This is a genomic window from Streptomyces sp. NBC_00193, assembly GCF_026342735.1.
Classification (GTDB): domain Bacteria; phylum Actinomycetota; class Actinomycetes; order Streptomycetales; family Streptomycetaceae; genus Streptomyces; species Streptomyces stoeckheimensis.
The window spans coordinates 6,189,081-6,205,930 of the sequence record NZ_JAPEMM010000001.1; the positions used below are offsets into that span (position 1 = coordinate 6,189,081).

Genomic DNA, 16,850 nt, shown 5'->3' on the forward strand with positions numbered 1-16,850 from the left:
AGAAAAGGTCTTCGGGGGATCATGTGAAGTCAAGGCATACGCGCCGGTTGCGCTCCGGGCCCGGACGCACGAAATCCCGTGCCGCACACACCGGGTGTGTGCGGCACGGGATTTCACGGGCGACCGCGCCCAACGCGGCCGGGTCGGTGCGGCAGGGTCAGCGCGTGCCCACCGCCGCGCGGACCGCCCTGCGGGCCATGCCCGCGTCGTCGTGCAGGCGGCGCAGCAGCAAGCGCTGCTCCTCGCCCGAGGACAGGGAGCCCGCCGGCAGGGCCTGGTTCGGCGTGGCCGCCAGCATCGAGCGCTGCACGGCCGTCTCCGACATCCGGATCTCCCGGGTCAGCACCAGCATCAGGTTGACCAGGAAGGCGTCCCGGGCGGCCGGGCCGGCCGCCTGCGCCAGGCGGCTGATCTGGGCCCGTGCGGCCGGGGCGTCGCCCAGTACCGTCCACAGGGTGGCCAGGTCGTAGCCCGGCCGGTACCAGCCCGCGTGCTCCCAGTCGAGGAGGACGGGACCCGTCGGGGACAGCAGCAGGTTCGACAGCAGCGCGTCGCCGTGGTTGAACTGCCAGGGGTTGCCCGACATCTTCACGCCGTGCAGCAGCTTCTGCAGATCGCCGAAGTCACGGTCGGTCAGCAGGCCCAACTGGTAGTCCCGGGCGATCCGCCGGTCGTAGTCCAGCGGCCGCCCGAACAACTCGTCGGCGGGCCGCCAGCCGTTCACCTGGCGCACGGCTCCGAGTGCCGCTCGCAGGTCGGCCCGCGGCGGGGCCTCCACCGGATGCCGCTGCAGCGCGGCCACCCGGCCGGCCATCCGCTCGATGATCAGTACGCAGTTCTCCGGATCGGCGGCGATCAGCCGCGGCACCCGGACCTGCGGGCGGTGCCGGACGAACGTCCGGTACGTCGCTATTTCGTGCCGGTACCGCTCGCGCCACTCGGGCGAGTGATCCAGTAAAACCTTCGCGACGGCCGTCATCCGTCCGGTGGTTCCCACCAGCAGGACCGACCGGCCGCTGCGGCGCAGTACCTGGACCGGCGCGAACTCCGGACAGATGCGCTGCACGGAGGCGAGCGCCGTGCGCAACTGCGCGCCCTGGGGGCCCGACAGGTCGATTCTCCCGCTCAGCGGCTGCGATCCGGTACCCGGCATCCGCCGTGCCCGTACGACGCCCTGCGCCGAGGCCGCGGGGCGGCCGGGTTCGAGGTAGGGGCCGCCGCCCGCGGGGAGCGTGCGGTGCGGCCGGACCGGGGCGGACACGGAGGACGTGGCTGCGTACATGGCGTTACGGATCCCTTCGTGCGCCGACGAGTTGCATACGCCGCCCCGCCGGATCCCGTGCATCACCCTGGGGAGTTCCGCCGGTGACCGGGTCGGGGAGGCGCATTCCTACCTGACACCCGGGCGTGGGTGGCGGACCACATTGCGTGCCCTGGCGAACCCTGGCGAATAGTCGCTCGGCACCTGACACGGGGTTACTGTCAACTCAGCCGAGAACCTGGGGGCTTGACGTGAGCAAAGGTCCAAACACCCGTCTGAACGACCTGTTCGGCCTGGCCGGCTGGTCCAAGGGCGAACTGGCGAGGATGGTCAACCGGCAGGCGGCCTCGATGGGTCACCACCAGCTGGCCACCGACACCTCGCGGGTGCGGCGCTGGATCGACATGGGGGAAACCCCGCGCGAACCGGTGCCCACGGTACTGGCAGCACTGTTCACCGAGCGGCTCGGTCGTGTCGTGACCATCGAGGACCTCGGGTTCGTACGACAACGGCGCACCGCCAAACAGCAGCCGGACGGGGAGCAGGAGAACCCCGACGGAATGCCCTGGGCGCCCGAACGCACAGCCGCGGTCCTCACCGAATTCACGGGAATGGACCTCATGCTCAACCGTCGCGGTCTGATGAGCGCGGGTGCCGCGCTCACCGCCGGCTCAGCCCTCAGCAACGCCATGCACGACTGGCTCCACACCGACCCCGCCCGCGCGAAGGACGTGCAGCGCCACGGTGACGCCTTCCAGGCCGACTCCGCGGGCTACGACCGCTACGAGGCCGCGCCCATCGGCTCCCAGGAGATCGAGGCCCTGGAGCGGTCGGTGGAGGTCTTCCGCGCCTGGGACGCCTCCAGAGGCGGCGGCCTGCAGCGCAAGGCCGTGGTCGGGCAGCTCAACGAGGTGGGCGGCATGCTCGCGTACCACCACCCCGACCACCTCCAGCGCAGGCTGTGGGGGGTGGCGGCCAACCTGGCGGTCCTGGCGGGCTGGATGTCCCACGACGTGGGCCTGGAGCCCACCGCGCAGAAGTACTTCGTCATCGCCGCGCACGCGGCCCGCGAGGGCGGCGACCGGCCGCGCGCGGGGGAGGCGCTCTCCCGCGCGGCCCGTCAGATGGTCCACCTGGGCAAGCCGAACGAGGCCCTGGACCTGATGAAGCTGGCGCAGTCCGGCTCCGGCGAGCAGACCCTGCCCCGGACCCGCGCCATGCTCCACACCATCGAGGCCTGGGCGCAGGCCGCGCTCGGCAAGGGGCAGGCCATGCGCCGCACCCTGGGCGAGGCCGAGGACCTGTTCGTGTCCACCTCGGGAGACGTGCCGCCGCCGTCCTGGATGCAGCACTTCGACGAGGCCGATCTGCACGGCATGCAGGCGCTGGCCTTCCGTACCCTCGCCGACCACGACCCCTCGGCGGCGACCATCGCGCAGCAGCACGCGAAGGAGGCCCTGCGGCTGCGGGCCGACGGCCACCAGCGCTCGAAGATCTTCGACTACATCTCGATGGCCTCCGCCTGCTTCATCGCCGACGACCCGGAACAGGCCGACCGCTACGCCCGCCTGGCGCTGGTCTCGATGAACGAGACCTCCTCGCACCGGACGTGGGACCGGCTGCGCGAGATGTACCGGCTGAGCGGCCACTACTCCGGATTCGCCGGCATCGAGGAGCTCCGCGAGGAGATCAAGCTGGCCCTCCCGAACAGCCCCGTGGCACGGCCGGTCTGATCGGCGCGGCCGGTCGGAGACCGGTCGGTCGGAGACCGGTGGCCACCGGGGTCCGGGCACGAGAAAGGCCGCGCCTTCCGGCGCGGCCTCGGGTCCCGTGAACCTCTCGCTACGAGCCGATCCGGGCCACCAGCACGCAGGCGTCGTCCTCGCGCTCGCCCTCGCCGAACTCCCCGATCACCAGGCGCACGCAGTCCTGCGCGGACCGGGCGGCGGAGAAGTGCGGTGCCAGCGCCAGCAGCCGCTCGGTCCCGTCGGCCTTGCTGAACTCGATGCTGCGCGGGGTCAGTCCGTCGGTGTGCAGGACGAGGACGTCGCCCACCTCCAGCCGCTCCTCGGCCTGGCCGTACGTGGCTCCGGAGGTCGCTCCCAGCAGGACGCCCTCGGGGGGCAGCAGCGAACGGCCCTGGCCGCGCCGGAACAGCAGCGGGGCGGGGTGGCCGGCCTGCGCCCAGGACAGCACCCGGCGCGCGGGATCGTAGCGGCAGCACACGGCGGATCCGAGCGCGGGCTGGACGGAGGTCTCCAGGAGCTGGTTCAGCCAGCCCATCAGCGGGCCCGGTTCGATGCCCGCCATGGCCATCCCGCGCAGGGCGCCGAGCATCATCGCCATGCCGGAGGTCGCGGTCACCCCGTGCCCGGTGAGGTCACCCACCGTCAGCATCGAGTGCCCGTCGGGGAGTTCGAGCGCGTCGTACCAGTCGCCGCCGATGAGCGCGCTGGTCGCGGAGGGCAGGTAGTGCGCAGCGACGTCCAGCGCCCTGGTGTTGTCGTGCGGGAACCGCAGGGAGCCGCGCCACGGGGGGAGCACGGCTTCCTGCAGCTCGACCGCCAGCCGGCGCTCGGTCTGCGCGATCTCCTGCCGGCGCTGCAGCGAGTCCCGGGACTCGCGCACCGCCCGCTGGCTCCGGCGCAGTTCACTCACGTCCCGCAGCACGGCCCACATGGAGGCCGTGCAGCCGTCGGAGTCGAGGACCGGCTCGCCCCTCATGTGCAGCGTCCGGACCCGGCCGTCGGCCCGGACGATGCGGAACTCGCCGTCTATCGGCTTGCCGTCCACCAGACAGGCCGTCACCATCGCCGTCAGCAGCGGCTGGTCCTCGGAGAACAGGGTGGATCCCAGTTCGTCGAGGGGCAGCGCGCCCGCCTCGGGGGAGCGGCCGAAGATCTGGAAGAGTTCGTCGGACCAGCTGACCTCGTCGGTCAGCAGGTTCCACTCGGCACTGCCGACCCTGGTCTGCTGGGCCTCGGCCCCGGTCTCCGGGGCGGCCTGCGGCAGCGCGGCGGACTCCGGCGCGGTGGGCGGGAGCCCTTCCTTGAGCTGGCCGAGGTGCGCGCGGAGGTCGTCGAGATGGTGGACGGCGAGATCGCACAGTGCGCGCTGCCAGCGGCCCTGCGCGTCGTCGTCGTCGACCACGGTGTCGCGGCGGACGGCGTCGACTTCTCCGCGGAGCTGTCGGGTCTGCGAGATCAGCGCGTCCACCGACCCTGGCTCGGGGGGTTGCGCGGGGCGGTCCGCGTACAGGTGGGACGGCATCTGAACTCCGATACAGGCGCGGCACGGCCAAGTCTGAGGAGGGACCGGTTCTGAAGGAAGGGCCGGTAACGACTGTTGCACAGCCTGCGACGGCCTGTAAGGCGTTTGGCAACATCCGTGGCGGACTTGCACAAGGCATATGCCTGGGGCCTTCCGGCCCTCCTGGAGCGTGCGAACGAATCCGGTCAGCCCGTGCCGGCGGGCCGCCGGCGGGACCCCGCAGGCCCTTGCCGTACCCGGGCCGCCGCTCCGCGATCGGTACCGGGCGGATCGCACCGGACGCGTGGCCCGCCCGGGGCCGCCCGGGCGGGTCAGGCGTGCACGGTGTGCCGCAGCCGCGCTCCTTCCCCCGTCCGCCCGCGGCCGGAAACCGGCCGTGCGGACGGGGGCGATCGATCGTACGGCCGAGGTGTACGAGGTCCGCCCGCTGTCGAACGGGCGAAAGACACCGCGGAACCCGGATCAACACGACCGGCCCGCCACCCCCCGAACGAAGGACCCCGCCGCGGCCGGCCGCCCATGCGGCGCGATCACCACCCCCGGTGACGGTATGTCCGGTATTTCGCCCGCGCTGTGATCCGGACTTCCCCCGGCACCCCCGAATGGCTACTCTACGTGCCGGTAATGAGCCGGGGAGGCTCGCTGAGGCGGGCCGCGCGCAGGGTGGGGACACAACGACATGACCGGGCAGAGCCATCCGCCGACCGACGGGCAGAGCCGGCGGTCCTTCCTCACCTATCTGGTCGCCGCGCCGACCCTCGCCCTGGTCACGCGCGCCGGAGCCGACCTCATCGCACCGCAGACCGCGCACGCCGTGATCCCGACGCTGCCCGCCATCGCCGATCTGGTGGACCTCGGCGACCTGTTCATCCTGGCCGGCGCCCCCACCTCGGCCCTGCTCGCGCTCGTCGTGGAGGCCGACGGAACCATCCGCTTCCGGCTGCCCCGCGAGGAGGTCGGCCAGGGGCTCACCACCGCCGTGGCGATGCTCGTCGCCGAGGAACTGGACGCCCCGCTGGCCGCCGTACGGGTCGAACTGGACGACGCACGCCCCGAGCTGCTCTTCAACCAGCTCACCGGATCCTCCAACTCCATCCGCTCCCTCTACGGTCCGGTCCGCCAGTGCGCCGCCACCGCCCGGGCCCGGCTGGTCGCGGCCGCCGCCGTGCGCTGGAGCCTCCCGGCATCGACCCTGACCACGGCGAACGGCGCCGTCCGCGCCCCCGACGGCCGCACCGCCCCCTACGGCTCCCTCGCCGCGGCCGCCGCCGACCCCGCCCTGATCGTCCTCGGCGCCACCCCCAAGCCGACGGCCAAGCACGCCCTGGTCGGCAAGCCCACCAGCCGGATCGACGCCCGCGCCATGGTCACCGGGGCCCAGCGCTACACCCTCGACCTGGACGTGCCCGGGGCCAAGCCCTGTGTGGTCCGCCGCCCGCCCACGCTCGGCGGCAGCGTCCGCTCCGTCGCCAACCTCGCCGCCGTCCGGGCCATGCCCGGCGTCCTGCACGTGGTCACCGTCGCCACCGGGGTCGCCGTCGTCGCCGAGACCTTCGGCCAGGCCCTCGACGCCAAGGCCGCGCTCCAGGTCACCTGGGGCCCGGGCCCGGCCGACCAGCTGTCGGACGCATCTGTCCGTACGAAGCTGCGCGCCGCCACCCCGCCGCTGCTCGTGCCGCCGCTGCTCACCCCGCACGTGGACGCCGAGTTCGACTTCGCCTTCGTCAGCCACGCCCCGATGGAGACCAACTCGGCCGTCGCCGACGTGCGCGAGGACCGGGCCGAGATCTGGTCCGGGCTCAAGTCGCCGATCGTGGCCCGCGAAACGATCGCCGCCGACCTCGGCCTGCCCCTCGACAAGGTCACCGTCCACGTGGTGCAGGCGGGCGGCTCCTTCGGCCGCCGGCTGTTCTTCGACGCGGCCCTGGAAGCGGCCCGGATCTCCAAGGCCTGCCGCCGCCCGGTGCGGCTGATGTGGACCCGGGTGGACGACACCCGGCACGGCCGGATGCGCCCCGCCACCCACCACAAGATCCGGGCGACGCACCTGCTGGGCGAGGTGCTCAGCTTCGAACACCGGGTCGCCGCCGCCGAGACCGACTTCCGGCACGGACTCGGCGAGATCATCACCGCCACCGCCGCCAGCCTCCCGCTCGGCATCGGCAACGCCACCCTCGCCCAGACCCTGTTCCTCACCACGATCAAGTCCCCGTACCACTTCGGGCTCACCACCCAGGCGCTCACCGAGGTCCCGACCGGGGTCCCCACCGGGTCCTGGCGGTCGGTCTATTCGGCGAACACCCGGGGGGCCGAGGAGATCGTGGTGGACGAGCTGGCCGCCGCGACGGGCCGGGACCCGTACCAGTTCCGCCGGACCTTCCTGAAGACGGCCGCCCAGCGCGCCGTGCTCGACAAAGCGGCCACCGAGGGCGGCTGGGGCCGGGCCATGCCGGCCGGCTGCGCCCAGGGCATCGCCTTCCACGAGGAGTACAAGTCCCGGACGGCCTGCCTGGTCGAGATCGACACCAGGGATCCGGAGCACGTCCGCGTCACGAAGGCGGTCATCGCCGTCGACGTGGGCCTGCCCGTCAATCCGCGCGGTCTGGAGGCCCAGATGATCGGCGGCCTGACCGACGCGATCTCCACCACGCTGAAGGCCGGCCTGCACCTGGACAAGGGGCTCCCGCTGGAAGGCAGTTACAGCCAGTTCCACTGGGCGCAGCAGCGCGACACCCCGAAGGACGTACGCGTCTTCGTGCTCCCGGCGACCGGAACCGAGCCCGGCGGGGCCGGCGAACTGGGCCTGCCCGCCGCCGTGGGCGCGATCGCCAACGCCTACGCCCGGGCCACCGGCACCAAGCCGCGCAGCTTCCCCCTCGACTTCGACGTCGACTTCACCCCCTACCCGCGCTAGTCGCCCCCAGGAGCCGAGCCGTGCCCTCGCACACCTTCACCGTCAACGGGCAGAGCGTCACCGTGGACGCGCCCGACGATCTGCCCCTGCTGTGGGTGCTCCGCGACATGCTGAACGTGCGCGGCCCCAAATACGGCTGCGGAGTGGACGTCTGCAAGGCCTGCACCAGCCACCTCGACGGGGTGGACGTCCGCCCCTGCGTGGTGCCGGTCTCCGCGTGCGCGGGGAAGGCGGTGACCACGATCGAGGGACTGGCCGACGGCGAGGACCTGCACCCGGTGCAGGAGGCCTGGCTCGAACAGGACGTCGCGCAGTGCGGCTTCTGCCAGCCCGGCCAGATCATGGCGGCCGTCGCCCTGCTGAAGCGGACGAGCACGCCCACGGACGAGGACATCGACGCGATCGCCAACATCTGCCGCTGCGGCACGTACTTCCGCATCCGGGAGGCCATCCGGAGCGCGGCGGCGAAGATGTAGGCGGTTCACCCCGTGACACAGGGCCTATATGGGATGAATCGCCACAGTTTTGGCTGATCATGCCTGAATGAGGCGTATCAATGCGAAACGTGTGCTGGTCGGCGAACCGCTCGACACCGCGCGTCTGGGCGAGACCCTGCTGCCCAAACGGCTCGCGCTCCCGATCTTCTGCAGCGACCCGCTCTCCTCCGTGGCCTACGCCACCGAGGAGATCCTGCTGATCCTCGCCCTCGGCGGGGTCGCGCTGCTCCACCTCGCCTGGTACGCGGCCGCCGCCATCGTCTTCCTGCTCGTGGTCGTCGTCGCCTCCTACCGGCAGACCTGCTACGCCTACCCGGGCGGCGGCGGCGCGTACATCGTCAGCTCCAAGAACCTCGGCCAGACCGCCGCCCTCACCGCGGCGAGCGCCCTGCTCGTCGACTACGTCATGACGGTCGCCGTCTCCGTGGTCTCCGGGGTCTCCGCCATCACCTCGGCGATCCCCTCCCTCTCCGACCACGAAGTCCCCCTGTCGGTGGGTTTCGTGGTGCTGCTGACCCTCATGAACCTGCGCGGGGTACGGGAATCGGGCCGGGTCTTCGCCGTCCCCACCTACGGCTTCGTCCTCGTCATCTACCTGATGTTCGCGGTGGCCGCCTACCGGCTCGCCACCGGCGACACGATCCGCGCCGAATCCGCGGAGCTGCCGATCACCGCCGAGGGCAACTACGCCGGCCTCGCGGTGGTGCTCCTCGCGCTGCGGGCCTTCGCCTCCGGCTGTACGGCGCTCACGGGCGTCGAGGCCATCAGCAACGGCGTCCCCGCCTTCCAGAAGCCGAAGAGCAAGAACGCGGCGACCACCCTGGCCGCGATGGGCGCGCTCGCCGTCACCATGTTCGCCGGGATCACCTACCTCGCCATGAACTACCAGGTGCACGTGGCGGCGGAGCCGACCGAGCTGGGCCTGGCCCCCGGAACCCCGATGTCCACCGCGCTCGCACAGATCGGCAGAGCCACCTTCGGCGACTGGCACGTCCTCTTCTACCTGCTCCAGGCCGTCACGGCCGGCGTCCTGATCCTCGCCGCGAACACCGCCTTCAACGGCTTCCCGATGCTCGCCTCGATCCTGGCCAAGGACCGGTACGTACCGCGCCAGCTCTTCAACCGCGGCGACCGGCTCGTCTACTCCAACGGCGTCGTCCTGCTGGCGCTCGCCGCCATCGGCCTGATCGTCGCCTTCGACGCCCAGCTGACCCGCCTCATCCAGCTCTACATCATCGGAGTCTTCGTCTCCTTCACCCTCTCCCAGGCGGGCATGGTCAAGCACTGGAAGACGGAGCTCGCCTCCCCCGAGACGCGCAAGGAGGAACGGATCCACATCCACCGCCGGCTCGCCATCAACGCGGTCGGCGCCGTCATGACCTCCGTGGTCCTCGTCATCGTCCTCATCACCAAGTTCACCCACGGTGCCTGGCTCGTCGTCATCGCCATGCCCGTGCTCTTCCTCGGGATGAAGGGCGTGCGCCGCCACTACGACACCGTGGCCCGGGAAGTCGCCGTCGCCCCCGGGGTCAAACCCCGCAAGCCCGCCCGCCACCACGTCGTCGTCCTCGTCGCCGCCGTCCACGCGCCGACCCTCAAGGCCCTCGGCTTCGCGATGGGACTGCGCCCCGACACCCTGACGGCCGTCTCGGTGGCCGCCGACGAGGAGGACGCCAACCGGCTGCGCGCGGCCTGGGCGGACCACGACCCGGGCATCCCGCTCAAGGTGCTGCACTCCCCGTACCGCGAGGTGGTCGGGCCCGTGCTGGCCTACGTGCAGGAACAGGCGGCCGCCGAGGGCACGGACATGCTCTCCGTGGTCATCCCCGAGTACGTGGTCGGGCACTGGTGGGAACAGCCCCTGCACAACCAGAACGCGCTGCGCCTCAAGGCGCGCCTGCTGTTCACGCCCGGGGTCGCGGTGATCGACGTGCCGTTCCTGCTGGAGTCCGCGAAGCCTGCGGGGGAGGGAGCCGGGGGGACGGGGGACCCGCAGGAACAGGCGGGGACCCGGCCGGGCGCTGGGTGACCGCCGCGTGCGCCAGCGCCAGCTCCACGACGTGGGCGGGATCGGCCAGCGAGCGCCCGGTCAGCTGCTCCAGGCGGCGCAGCCGGTTGGAGACGGTGTTGCGGTGGCAGTACAGCCGCTGGGCGGCGTACGTGGTCGAGCCCCGGCAGGACAGCCAGGTGCCCAGGGTGGTCAGCAGCACCCTGCGGTCCTCCGCGGCCAGGGCCAGGACCGGGCCCAGCACCACCTGGCGCAGCCGGCCGGCGAGTTCGGGCTCGGCCGCGACCAGGGCCGCCGGGAGCCGCTCGTCCAGCAGGGCGGTGTGCGGACCGTCGGCCCCCGGCGCCGCACGCAGCGCGAGGACGGCCAGCCGGCGGGCCCCGGCCAGCTCGCCGGGCGTCTCCACCACCGGGCTCACCCCGGCCCGTAAGCCCAGGGGCGCCAGCAGATCGGTCACGGAGGCGAGCGGCAGCCCGCCCAGCTCCACCAGGCCGGTCTCGCCGTCGGCGCGGATCCGCCACAGCACGCGCGGGGCGCCGGCCGGGGCCGCCCACGCACCCTCCCCGGGATCGAGGACGACCACGGCGAACCGGCCGTGCTCCGGAAGCCCGAGCCGCCGCGCCGACTCGGCGGACCGGCCCGCCGGACCGCCGCCGTCGAACAGGGCGTCGAGCAGGGCGCCCCGCAGCTCCCGCTCGCGGTCGCCGCGCACGGCCTCGGTCCGGCGGTAGGACTCCGCCGCCGCGTCCGCCATCCGGTCGACCACGTCCCACAGCGCGGGCGCCCCGGGCAGCAGCCGGGGCAGCGCCGCCCGGTCGTGTGCGGAGACGGCCTCGGTCAGGACCTGCCACAGCAGCCTGCCGCCGAGCCGGTAGACGCGCAGCAGGGAGTCGAGCGGCAGCCCCTGCCGGGCGCGGAGCTCGCCGTCGGCGCGGGCCTCGCCGAGCTCGGGCGGCAGGCCGCGGGCCGCACGGAGCAGGCCGTCGACGGTCTGGCGGAGCAGGTGGTGGACCCGCTCGCGCAGGGCGGCCCGGCCGAGCAGGGCGACGTAGACGGCGCAGGCCGGGTCATCGGCCGACCGGTCGGCGAGCCGCTCGGCGGCCACGGCGATCCGGCGGTCCAGGTCCTCGCGTATCTCCCCGATGATCCGCTCCATAACGGGCAGGGTGGCACGTCGGAGGGGGCGCTGGGGAGGGCCTCGACGAGGCGGCGTCCGCTAGCGTGTCCGAAGCACTGCACGTGCAGTGCATATGCGGCGGTCATACCGGCAGCCACGTCCACACCGTCAGGGACCCACCCATGCGCCAGAACCCCGAGCGCCGCGCCGCGCTGCTCGACGCCGCCATCGAAGTCCTCGCCCGCGAGGGCTCACGGGGGCTGACCCTGCGCGCCGTGGACGCGGAGGCCGGGGTGCCGACCGGCACCGCCTCCAACTACTTCGCCCACCGCGCCCAGCTCCTCGTACAGATCCTGCACCGCACCCGCGAGCGGCTCACCCCCGATCCGGCGGACCTGACGGGCCCCTTCGACACGAAGGTGCTGCTGCACCGGCTCCTGGAGCGCATGCGCCGCGAGCGCAGCGTCCACACCGCGATGCTGGAACTGCGCCTGGAGGCCACCCGGCGGCCCGAACTCCAGGAGGCACTGGCCGGATTCCAGGGCGCCGAACTCGAGGCGAACATCGCCTGGCACCTGGAGGCGGGACTGCCGGGGGACCGGCAGGGCGTGGTCCTGATCTACCTGGCCATGCTCGGGCTGATCGTCGACGACCTGACCGTGCCCGGCCTGCTGGGCCCCCACGACGTGGAGGGGCTCATCGGCACGATGGTCGAGCGCCTCCTCCCGGAAGCCCCCGCCGACTGACTATCGTGCCGGTAGGGCCGGTTCCGGCAGGACCGGCGCCCCCGGCAGGACCGGCTCGCATCGCAGGGATCGCGGGAGGAACCGTGGCAATGGCGGACATCACGAGGCAGGGCGCGGGCGACGGCGCCCGCGGTTGCGACGGCGGCATCCAGTGGCTGGCGGACTGGAGCGCCTGGTACGTCAGCCTCACCTTCGCCCGGGGCATAGGCCCCGAGGAACTGGCCGCCCGGCTCGGCGCCCTGCCGGACCTGCGTCCCGGGCCGCTCGGAGCCATCGACGCCTGGAGCATGGTCACCGAGACGGTGGACGGGGACGGGGTGGCCCGGGTCGGGAGCTGGGGCGGCTGGTCCTTCGCCGTGGAACACGGAGTGCCCGCCGGGGCCCAGCGCCTCGCGGAGGTCTCCCGCTCCGGGGCCGAGGCCGTGTACCTCGACCCGCAGCCCGATCACCCGCCCAAGCAGTTCGCGTACGCCCGGGACGGCGAGCTGGTCTGCTGCTTCGGCATCGGCGAGGAGCACTGGCGTGGCGGCCACCGGCCCGACTTCCTCCTGCCCGAGCTGGTCGAGGCCAAGATCCTCACCCCCGACGGCTGCTACGCCCGCCCCGAGGACGAACCGTCCGGGGAACGTGACCGCCTCACCCTCGCGGTACTGGAACACCGCTTCGCGCTGTCCCTGCCCCGCCGCCTCGTCGAGGAGACCCCGCTCCCGGCCTTCGTGACCTGCACGCACTAGGGGTGGTAGGGGTGCTCCCCTTCAGCCGGCGTGGTCCCGGATCACCTGGCGGGCCATCTCCGCTCGGGCCGGGGCCAGTTCTGCCGCGACCGCCTGGGCCCGGGGGCCGTCGCAGACGACCAGCGCGGGCTGCGGGTCGGCCGAGGCCAGGCAGCGCCGGCGCAGGTGGGTCGGCGGGTGGGTGTCGTCGACGCTGTGCCCGCGCCGGGCCGAGACCCGGCGCAGCCGCTCGTACTCGCTCTCGGGGACGGAGCCGATCCGCGCGGCCAGCCGTTCCCACAGCTCACGCTCGGCGGCCTCGCGCACCTCGCGGCCCCCCGGCCCGCCACCGGCCCGGGCCACCGCCATCGACTCGCGCCGCAGGTGCGCCTCGACGGCGGCGGCGACCAGCAGCCGGTCCAGCAGCGTGACGGCCGCCCCGCCGGAACCGGCACGGGCCGCGCCGGTGTCGGCCAGGTACTCCGCACGCTGCGAAGCCCGCAGGGTCAGGCCGTCGAGCAGGCGGATCAGCCCGTAGACCGTCCAGCGGGGCAGGAACGTCACGGCGTGCATGAACCAGTCCATGAGGGTCCCGCGATGCACCGGGACCAGGACCGCGTGCCATTCGGCCAGGGACCGCAGGGCCCCGTTCATCAGGAACGAGGAGCGGATGTCGCCGTTCGCGAAGTGCCCGAGCTCGTGCCCCAGCAGGGCCACCCGCTCCTGCGGCGTGAGGATCTCCCACAGCCCGAGGCCCAGGCACATCACGCGCCGGCCGCGGTAGCCGTAGGCGCTCACCCAGGCGTTGGGGGAGGAGTCCACCACCACTGCGTGCACCCCCGTCGTCCCGACGGCGGCCCCCACCTCGTCGATCAGCCCGAAGAGCTCGGGGGCGTCCGCCCGGTACAGCACCACCGGCCCGCTCGGGGCCCGGCCCGGCCGCGGCATCAGCACCGCCACGGCCACCAGGAGCACGACGCCGAGCACCGGCTGGATGCCGGTGTGCCAGCCGCCGATGATCAGCACGACCGCGGCCAGGAACAGGCCCGCGGTGACCCCGTGCACCAGCAGGGCGAGCCCGAAGGCCAGGACGGTCGACCCGCCCGGACCGACCCGGCCGGTCCCGCTCCCGCCCCGTCCGATCTCCTCGGCCAGCTGCTCCCCGTACCGCGCGGCCAGGCGTCGCCGGACCTTCGCGAGCCGGCCCCGCTCCGGATCCGGGGCGCCCGGGTCCACGTTCCAGTCGCAGGCCGCGCACCAGGTGACGTACGACGGGTGCGCGGTGACCTCGGTCCCGCACTCCGGGCACGGCCGCACCTCCGGGGCGTCCGTCGCCCCGGCGCTCTGTCTCACGGTTTCCATGTCCGCTGATCCCCTCCCCGCCGCGGACCTGCTGTGATCCGCGGTCCGCGCAGGATAGAGCGGCCCGGACAGGCCTTCGCGGCCGCCCGGGGATGGACGGTTTTGGTCGGGGAGCGTGCGGCTTGTGACACTACGAGGGTGAACGCGACCGACTTGTTCCACCAGACGCTGCGCGAGCGGATCGCCCCGGCGCTGCGCGATGCGGGTTTCACCGGCACCGGGCTGGAGTACCGGCTCCGCGCCGCCGAACCCGACCACGCGCTGCTCGGCTTCCAGCGGAGCGCTTCGTCCGGGGCCGCCGAGTGCAGGTTCACCGTCAACCTGCGCGCGGTCCCGTACGAGGAACACGAGGCGCTGCGGCGGCTGCGGCCGGCCCTCGGGACCCGGCTCAGCGCCAACCGCGTCGGCCCCGTCGGCTGGCACGCCAGGATCGGACACCTCCTCGGTCATCCGCACGACCACTGGTGGAGCATCACCGACGAGCGCACCGCCGCCCGCGTCGCGGACGAGGTCACGGACGCGGTGCTGCGCCACGCCGTTCCCGCCCTCTGGGGCGAGGTGACCGACCGGCCCCCGCTGCCGGGGCCCGTGGTGGATCCGGTACCCGACTGCCTGGACCCGGTGTGCCTGCGCGTGGACAGCGGTCCGTTCCCCGTCACGAGCGGAGTGGCCCCCCTGCCCGTGGACCTGGAGGGCGCCCTGGTCCTGGAGACGGGCGAACGGCGCAGGGCCTCGCCCTTCCTCACCGTCCACGACGAGCTGACCGACGCGGAAGCCCGCATCGTCATCGACGCCCCCTGGCGGCTGGAGCAGCCGCTCTTCGGCTCGGTCCGGGTCGGCATCGCCGCCGACGGCGACGTCCGGGTCTCCGCCAGCCCGGGCAGCATGCTCCCCGGCCATCCCCTGGCGCTCCTCGGCGAACTGGCCCTGTGCCGGATCAACACGGCCGAGGTCGCCGGCAACGGCTCCCTGCGGCTCACCTTCGAACGGGGCACCCCGCGCGAGGCCTGCCTCACCGTCTCCGGAGCCCCGCACGCGCTGACCGTCGGCGCGCCCTGGCACATCGAAGGCTGGACGCCGGCCCGCATCTGAGGGCCTCGACGAGGAGCTTCGGTTTCCGGGGGCCGGGCATGAGTTGATCTTATGCTCAGGTTTACGCGAGTCCGCTGGTTTTGAGACCGATGAGCGACTTTGATGGGTTTGCCAGGCCTCGTACCGGAGCAGGGGGACCACTCATGGGCACCGAACACAGCCAGAAGGACCGCGCGGGCAGCACGGACGGCACTGACGGGGGCGTCGAGGGCGGGGGCGCCGCGGGCGAGGGCAGCGCCGACGGGGGCAGCGCCACCACCACCGCACCCACCCTCATCGGTTCCGTGCAGCGGGCGTTGCGGCTCGTGGAAGCGATGTACGCGGAGGGCGGGGCGACGGCCAAGCGCCTGTCCCGGCTCACCGGAATCCCGCTGCCCACCGTTTACCACCTGCTGCGCACCCTCAGCCACGAGGGCTACGTACAACGCGAGGGCGGGGCCTTCCGGCTCTCGGACGATCTGCCGCTCGCGTCGTGACGGCGGGGCCGCGGGGGGCGTTTGAGGCGCACGATCCAAAAGAATGATCAAAAGAGGAGGGGTTCCGGCCAAGCTGTCACGTGCCATCGCGCATGTTCCAGCGGAAAATGCCAGAACGCCCTTTCGTAGTGTGGAAGTTGAGTAAGTTCCCTTCTGTCGCGCCGCACGACCGTGCACCACGCACGGTCCGGCCGGGAGGGGAGTCCGCGTGCCCGGGATCGACGAATGCCTGCTCGAAGCCATGGCCCTGCCTGGTGCCAGGGGGGCCGCGCTGGTCGATTGGAGCAGCGGCCTGGCCCTCGGCACCGCCGGGGAATCACCGGTGGGGGACCACGAGACCACCGCGGCCGAGACCGCCGAACTGGCCCGGGCGGCCGCCGAGTACGAGTCCTTCGCCCCGGACGGAACCGAGGCGCAGGACGGCGCCGGGCCGCCCGTGGAGGACCTCATCGTCACCACCCGGACCGGCTACCACGTACTCCGATTCGTCGAGACCAGCTTCGACAGCAGCGTGTTCCTGCACCTGTGGCTCGACCGGACCGACGGAAACCTCGCCCTCGCCCGGCACAGACTCCGGGCCCTGGCCGAGGAGCTGGTGCTGAAGTGACCGCCGTCGCCACCGTCGCCGTCTCCCCGCTGCTCACCCGGCTCGCCGCCGAGCGGGCGACCGGCGCCCTGTTCCGCGAGCGCGGCACCCTCTTCCTGGAGGACGGCCGCGTGGTGCACGCGGAGAGCCCGGCCACCCCGGGACTCGACGTCCTGCTCACCACCGGCGGGGGCCTCACCCCCGAGCGCTGGACCGAAGCCGTGAACGAGGCCGGCGCCCGCCGCCAGGTCGCCCGCTTCCTCGTCGACAGCGGCGGGCTCGCAGGCGGCGAACTGGAGATATGCCACCTCGCCGCGATCTTCGACGCCGCCTTCTTCGCGCTCTCCCCGGGCAGCGGCCCCTCCCGCTTCCGGCGCGGGGCCACCCACTGGATCGGCTCCGTCCGCTCCGTACCGGCCGCCGCCGTCGAGCGGGAGACCTGCCGCCGCCGGGAGCTGCTCGACGCGGTCTGGCCCTACCCGCTGCTGGACACCTCCCCGGTCGTGCCCCGGCCCGCCGCCCCCGGGCAGACGATCACCGCCCGCCAGCGGATCCTGCTCGACCGCGCCGACGGGGTCCGGACACCGGCGGACCTCGCCTGGGTGCTGGGCCGCCCGGCCTTCCACACCCTGCTCGACGTACGGCGCCTCGCGGCGGCCGGGCTGGTCGAAACCCCGCACGCACCGGCGCCCGCCGCCGCCGCGGAGGCGCCGCTGCCCGACTGGATGACGCAGGCGCAGTCCCCGGACGTGGCGTTGCTGCGCCGGTTACGCGACGCACTGGAGGCAAGCCTGTGAGGCTCCCGCTG

General features: G+C 73.2%; 12 protein-coding genes and 2 pseudogenes. 10 read left to right on the plus strand and 4 right to left on the minus strand.

The window, feature by feature from the left end; translation table 11 throughout:
* Positions 1–157: 157 nt before the first annotated feature.
* Positions 158–1,282, minus strand: a complete 1,125-nt coding sequence (locus OG898_RS27740) for an aminoglycoside phosphotransferase family protein (RefSeq protein WP_250739201.1) — start codon at positions 1,280–1,282, stop codon at positions 158–160.
* Between the two features lie 230 nt (positions 1,283–1,512).
* Here OG898_RS27740 and OG898_RS27745 point away from each other — a divergent pair, with 230 nt between their 5' ends.
* On the plus strand, positions 1,513–2,994 hold the full coding sequence (locus OG898_RS27745; protein ID WP_250739203.1) for a hypothetical protein: 1,482 nt from the start codon (positions 1,513–1,515) through the stop codon (positions 2,992–2,994).
* Between the two features lie 109 nt (positions 2,995–3,103).
* On the opposite strand, the gene OG898_RS27750 is transcribed toward OG898_RS27745, so the two are convergent.
* Positions 3,104–4,531 (minus strand): PP2C family protein-serine/threonine phosphatase, encoded by a 1,428-nt coding sequence (locus tag OG898_RS27750; protein WP_250739205.1) that lies wholly within the window; start codon positions 4,529–4,531, stop codon positions 3,104–3,106.
* A gap of 679 nt (positions 4,532–5,210) precedes the next feature.
* Between OG898_RS27750 and OG898_RS27755 the strand changes: the two genes are divergently transcribed.
* From OG898_RS27755 to OG898_RS27765, 3 genes are all read left to right on the plus strand, one after another.
* On the plus strand, positions 5,211–7,445 hold the full coding sequence (locus OG898_RS27755; RefSeq protein WP_266959939.1) for a xanthine dehydrogenase family protein molybdopterin-binding subunit: 2,235 nt from the start codon (positions 5,211–5,213) through the stop codon (positions 7,443–7,445).
* Positions 7,446–7,465: 20 nt separating this feature from the next.
* Positions 7,466–7,921, plus strand: coding sequence for a (2Fe-2S)-binding protein (locus OG898_RS27760; protein ID WP_266959941.1), 456 nt, complete (start codon positions 7,466–7,468; stop codon positions 7,919–7,921).
* A 67-nt stretch (positions 7,922–7,988) separates the two neighbouring features.
* Entirely contained in the window at positions 7,989–9,971 is a 1,983-nt protein-coding gene (locus tag OG898_RS27765) for an APC family permease (protein ID WP_250739218.1), read from the plus strand.
* Between the two features lie 16 nt (positions 9,972–9,987).
* Here OG898_RS27765 and OG898_RS36335 read toward each other — a convergent pair.
* Positions 9,988–11,106 (minus strand): annotated as a pseudogene (locus OG898_RS36335) (PucR family transcriptional regulator); the annotation flags it as partial.
* Positions 11,107–11,249: 143 nt separating this feature from the next.
* Here OG898_RS36335 and OG898_RS27775 point away from each other — a divergent pair.
* Both OG898_RS27775 and OG898_RS27780 read left to right on the plus strand, forming a co-directional pair.
* Complete coding sequence (locus OG898_RS27775; protein WP_266959943.1) at positions 11,250–11,813, plus strand: TetR/AcrR family transcriptional regulator; 564 nt, start codon at positions 11,250–11,252, stop codon at positions 11,811–11,813.
* 89 nt (positions 11,814–11,902) lie between these two features.
* Positions 11,903–12,547: a DUF6461 domain-containing protein gene (locus OG898_RS27780; protein ID WP_250739222.1), complete on the plus strand. Its 645-nt coding sequence runs from the start codon at positions 11,903–11,905 to the stop codon at positions 12,545–12,547.
* A gap of 21 nt (positions 12,548–12,568) precedes the next feature.
* Here OG898_RS27780 and OG898_RS27785 read toward each other — a convergent pair whose 3' ends face one another.
* Entirely contained in the window at positions 12,569–13,888 is a 1,320-nt protein-coding gene (locus OG898_RS27785) for a M48 family metallopeptidase (protein WP_250739230.1), read from the minus strand.
* A 138-nt stretch (positions 13,889–14,026) separates the two neighbouring features.
* Here OG898_RS27785 and OG898_RS27790 point away from each other — a divergent pair, with 138 nt between their 5' ends.
* The 4 genes and pseudogenes from OG898_RS27790 (at position 14,027) to OG898_RS27805 (ending at position 16,839) form a co-directional block, all read left to right on the plus strand.
* A complete protein-coding gene (locus OG898_RS27790; protein WP_250739233.1) occupies positions 14,027–14,980 on the plus strand; it encodes a DUF4304 domain-containing protein in 954 nt (317 codons plus the stop codon).
* 275 nt (positions 14,981–15,255) lie between these two features.
* A pseudogene (locus tag OG898_RS27795) lies at positions 15,256–15,429 on the plus strand (helix-turn-helix domain-containing protein); the annotation flags it as partial.
* A 235-nt stretch (positions 15,430–15,664) separates the two neighbouring features.
* On the plus strand, positions 15,665–16,063 hold the full coding sequence (locus OG898_RS27800; RefSeq protein WP_250739234.1) for a hypothetical protein: 399 nt from the start codon (positions 15,665–15,667) through the stop codon (positions 16,061–16,063).
* Entirely contained in the window at positions 16,060–16,839 is a 780-nt protein-coding gene (locus tag OG898_RS27805) for a transcriptional regulator (RefSeq protein WP_250739235.1), read from the plus strand. The genes OG898_RS27800 and OG898_RS27805 overlap by 4 nt, the downstream gene beginning before the upstream one ends.
* The last annotated feature ends 11 nt before the right edge of the window (positions 16,840–16,850 follow it).

Coding starts and splice junctions, on each gene's coding strand:
- OG898_RS27755 (WP_266959939.1), top strand. CDS start 5,211: ATGACCGGGCAGAGCCATCCGCCGACCGACGGGCAGAGCCGGCGGTCC.
- OG898_RS27765 (WP_250739218.1), top strand. CDS start 7,989: ATGAGGCGTATCAATGCGAAACGTGTGCTGGTCGGCGAACCGCTCGAC.
- OG898_RS27780 (WP_250739222.1), top strand. CDS start 11,903: ATGGCGGACATCACGAGGCAGGGCGCGGGCGACGGCGCCCGCGGTTGC.
- OG898_RS27775 (WP_266959943.1), top strand. CDS start 11,250: ATGCGCCAGAACCCCGAGCGCCGCGCCGCGCTGCTCGACGCCGCCATC.
- OG898_RS27750 (WP_250739205.1), bottom strand. CDS start 4,531: ATGCCGTCCCACCTGTACGCGGACCGCCCCGCGCAACCCCCCGAGCCA.
- OG898_RS27740 (WP_250739201.1), bottom strand. CDS start 1,282: ATGTACGCAGCCACGTCCTCCGTGTCCGCCCCGGTCCGGCCGCACCGC.
- OG898_RS27785 (WP_250739230.1), bottom strand. CDS start 13,888: ATGGAAACCGTGAGACAGAGCGCCGGGGCGACGGACGCCCCGGAGGTG.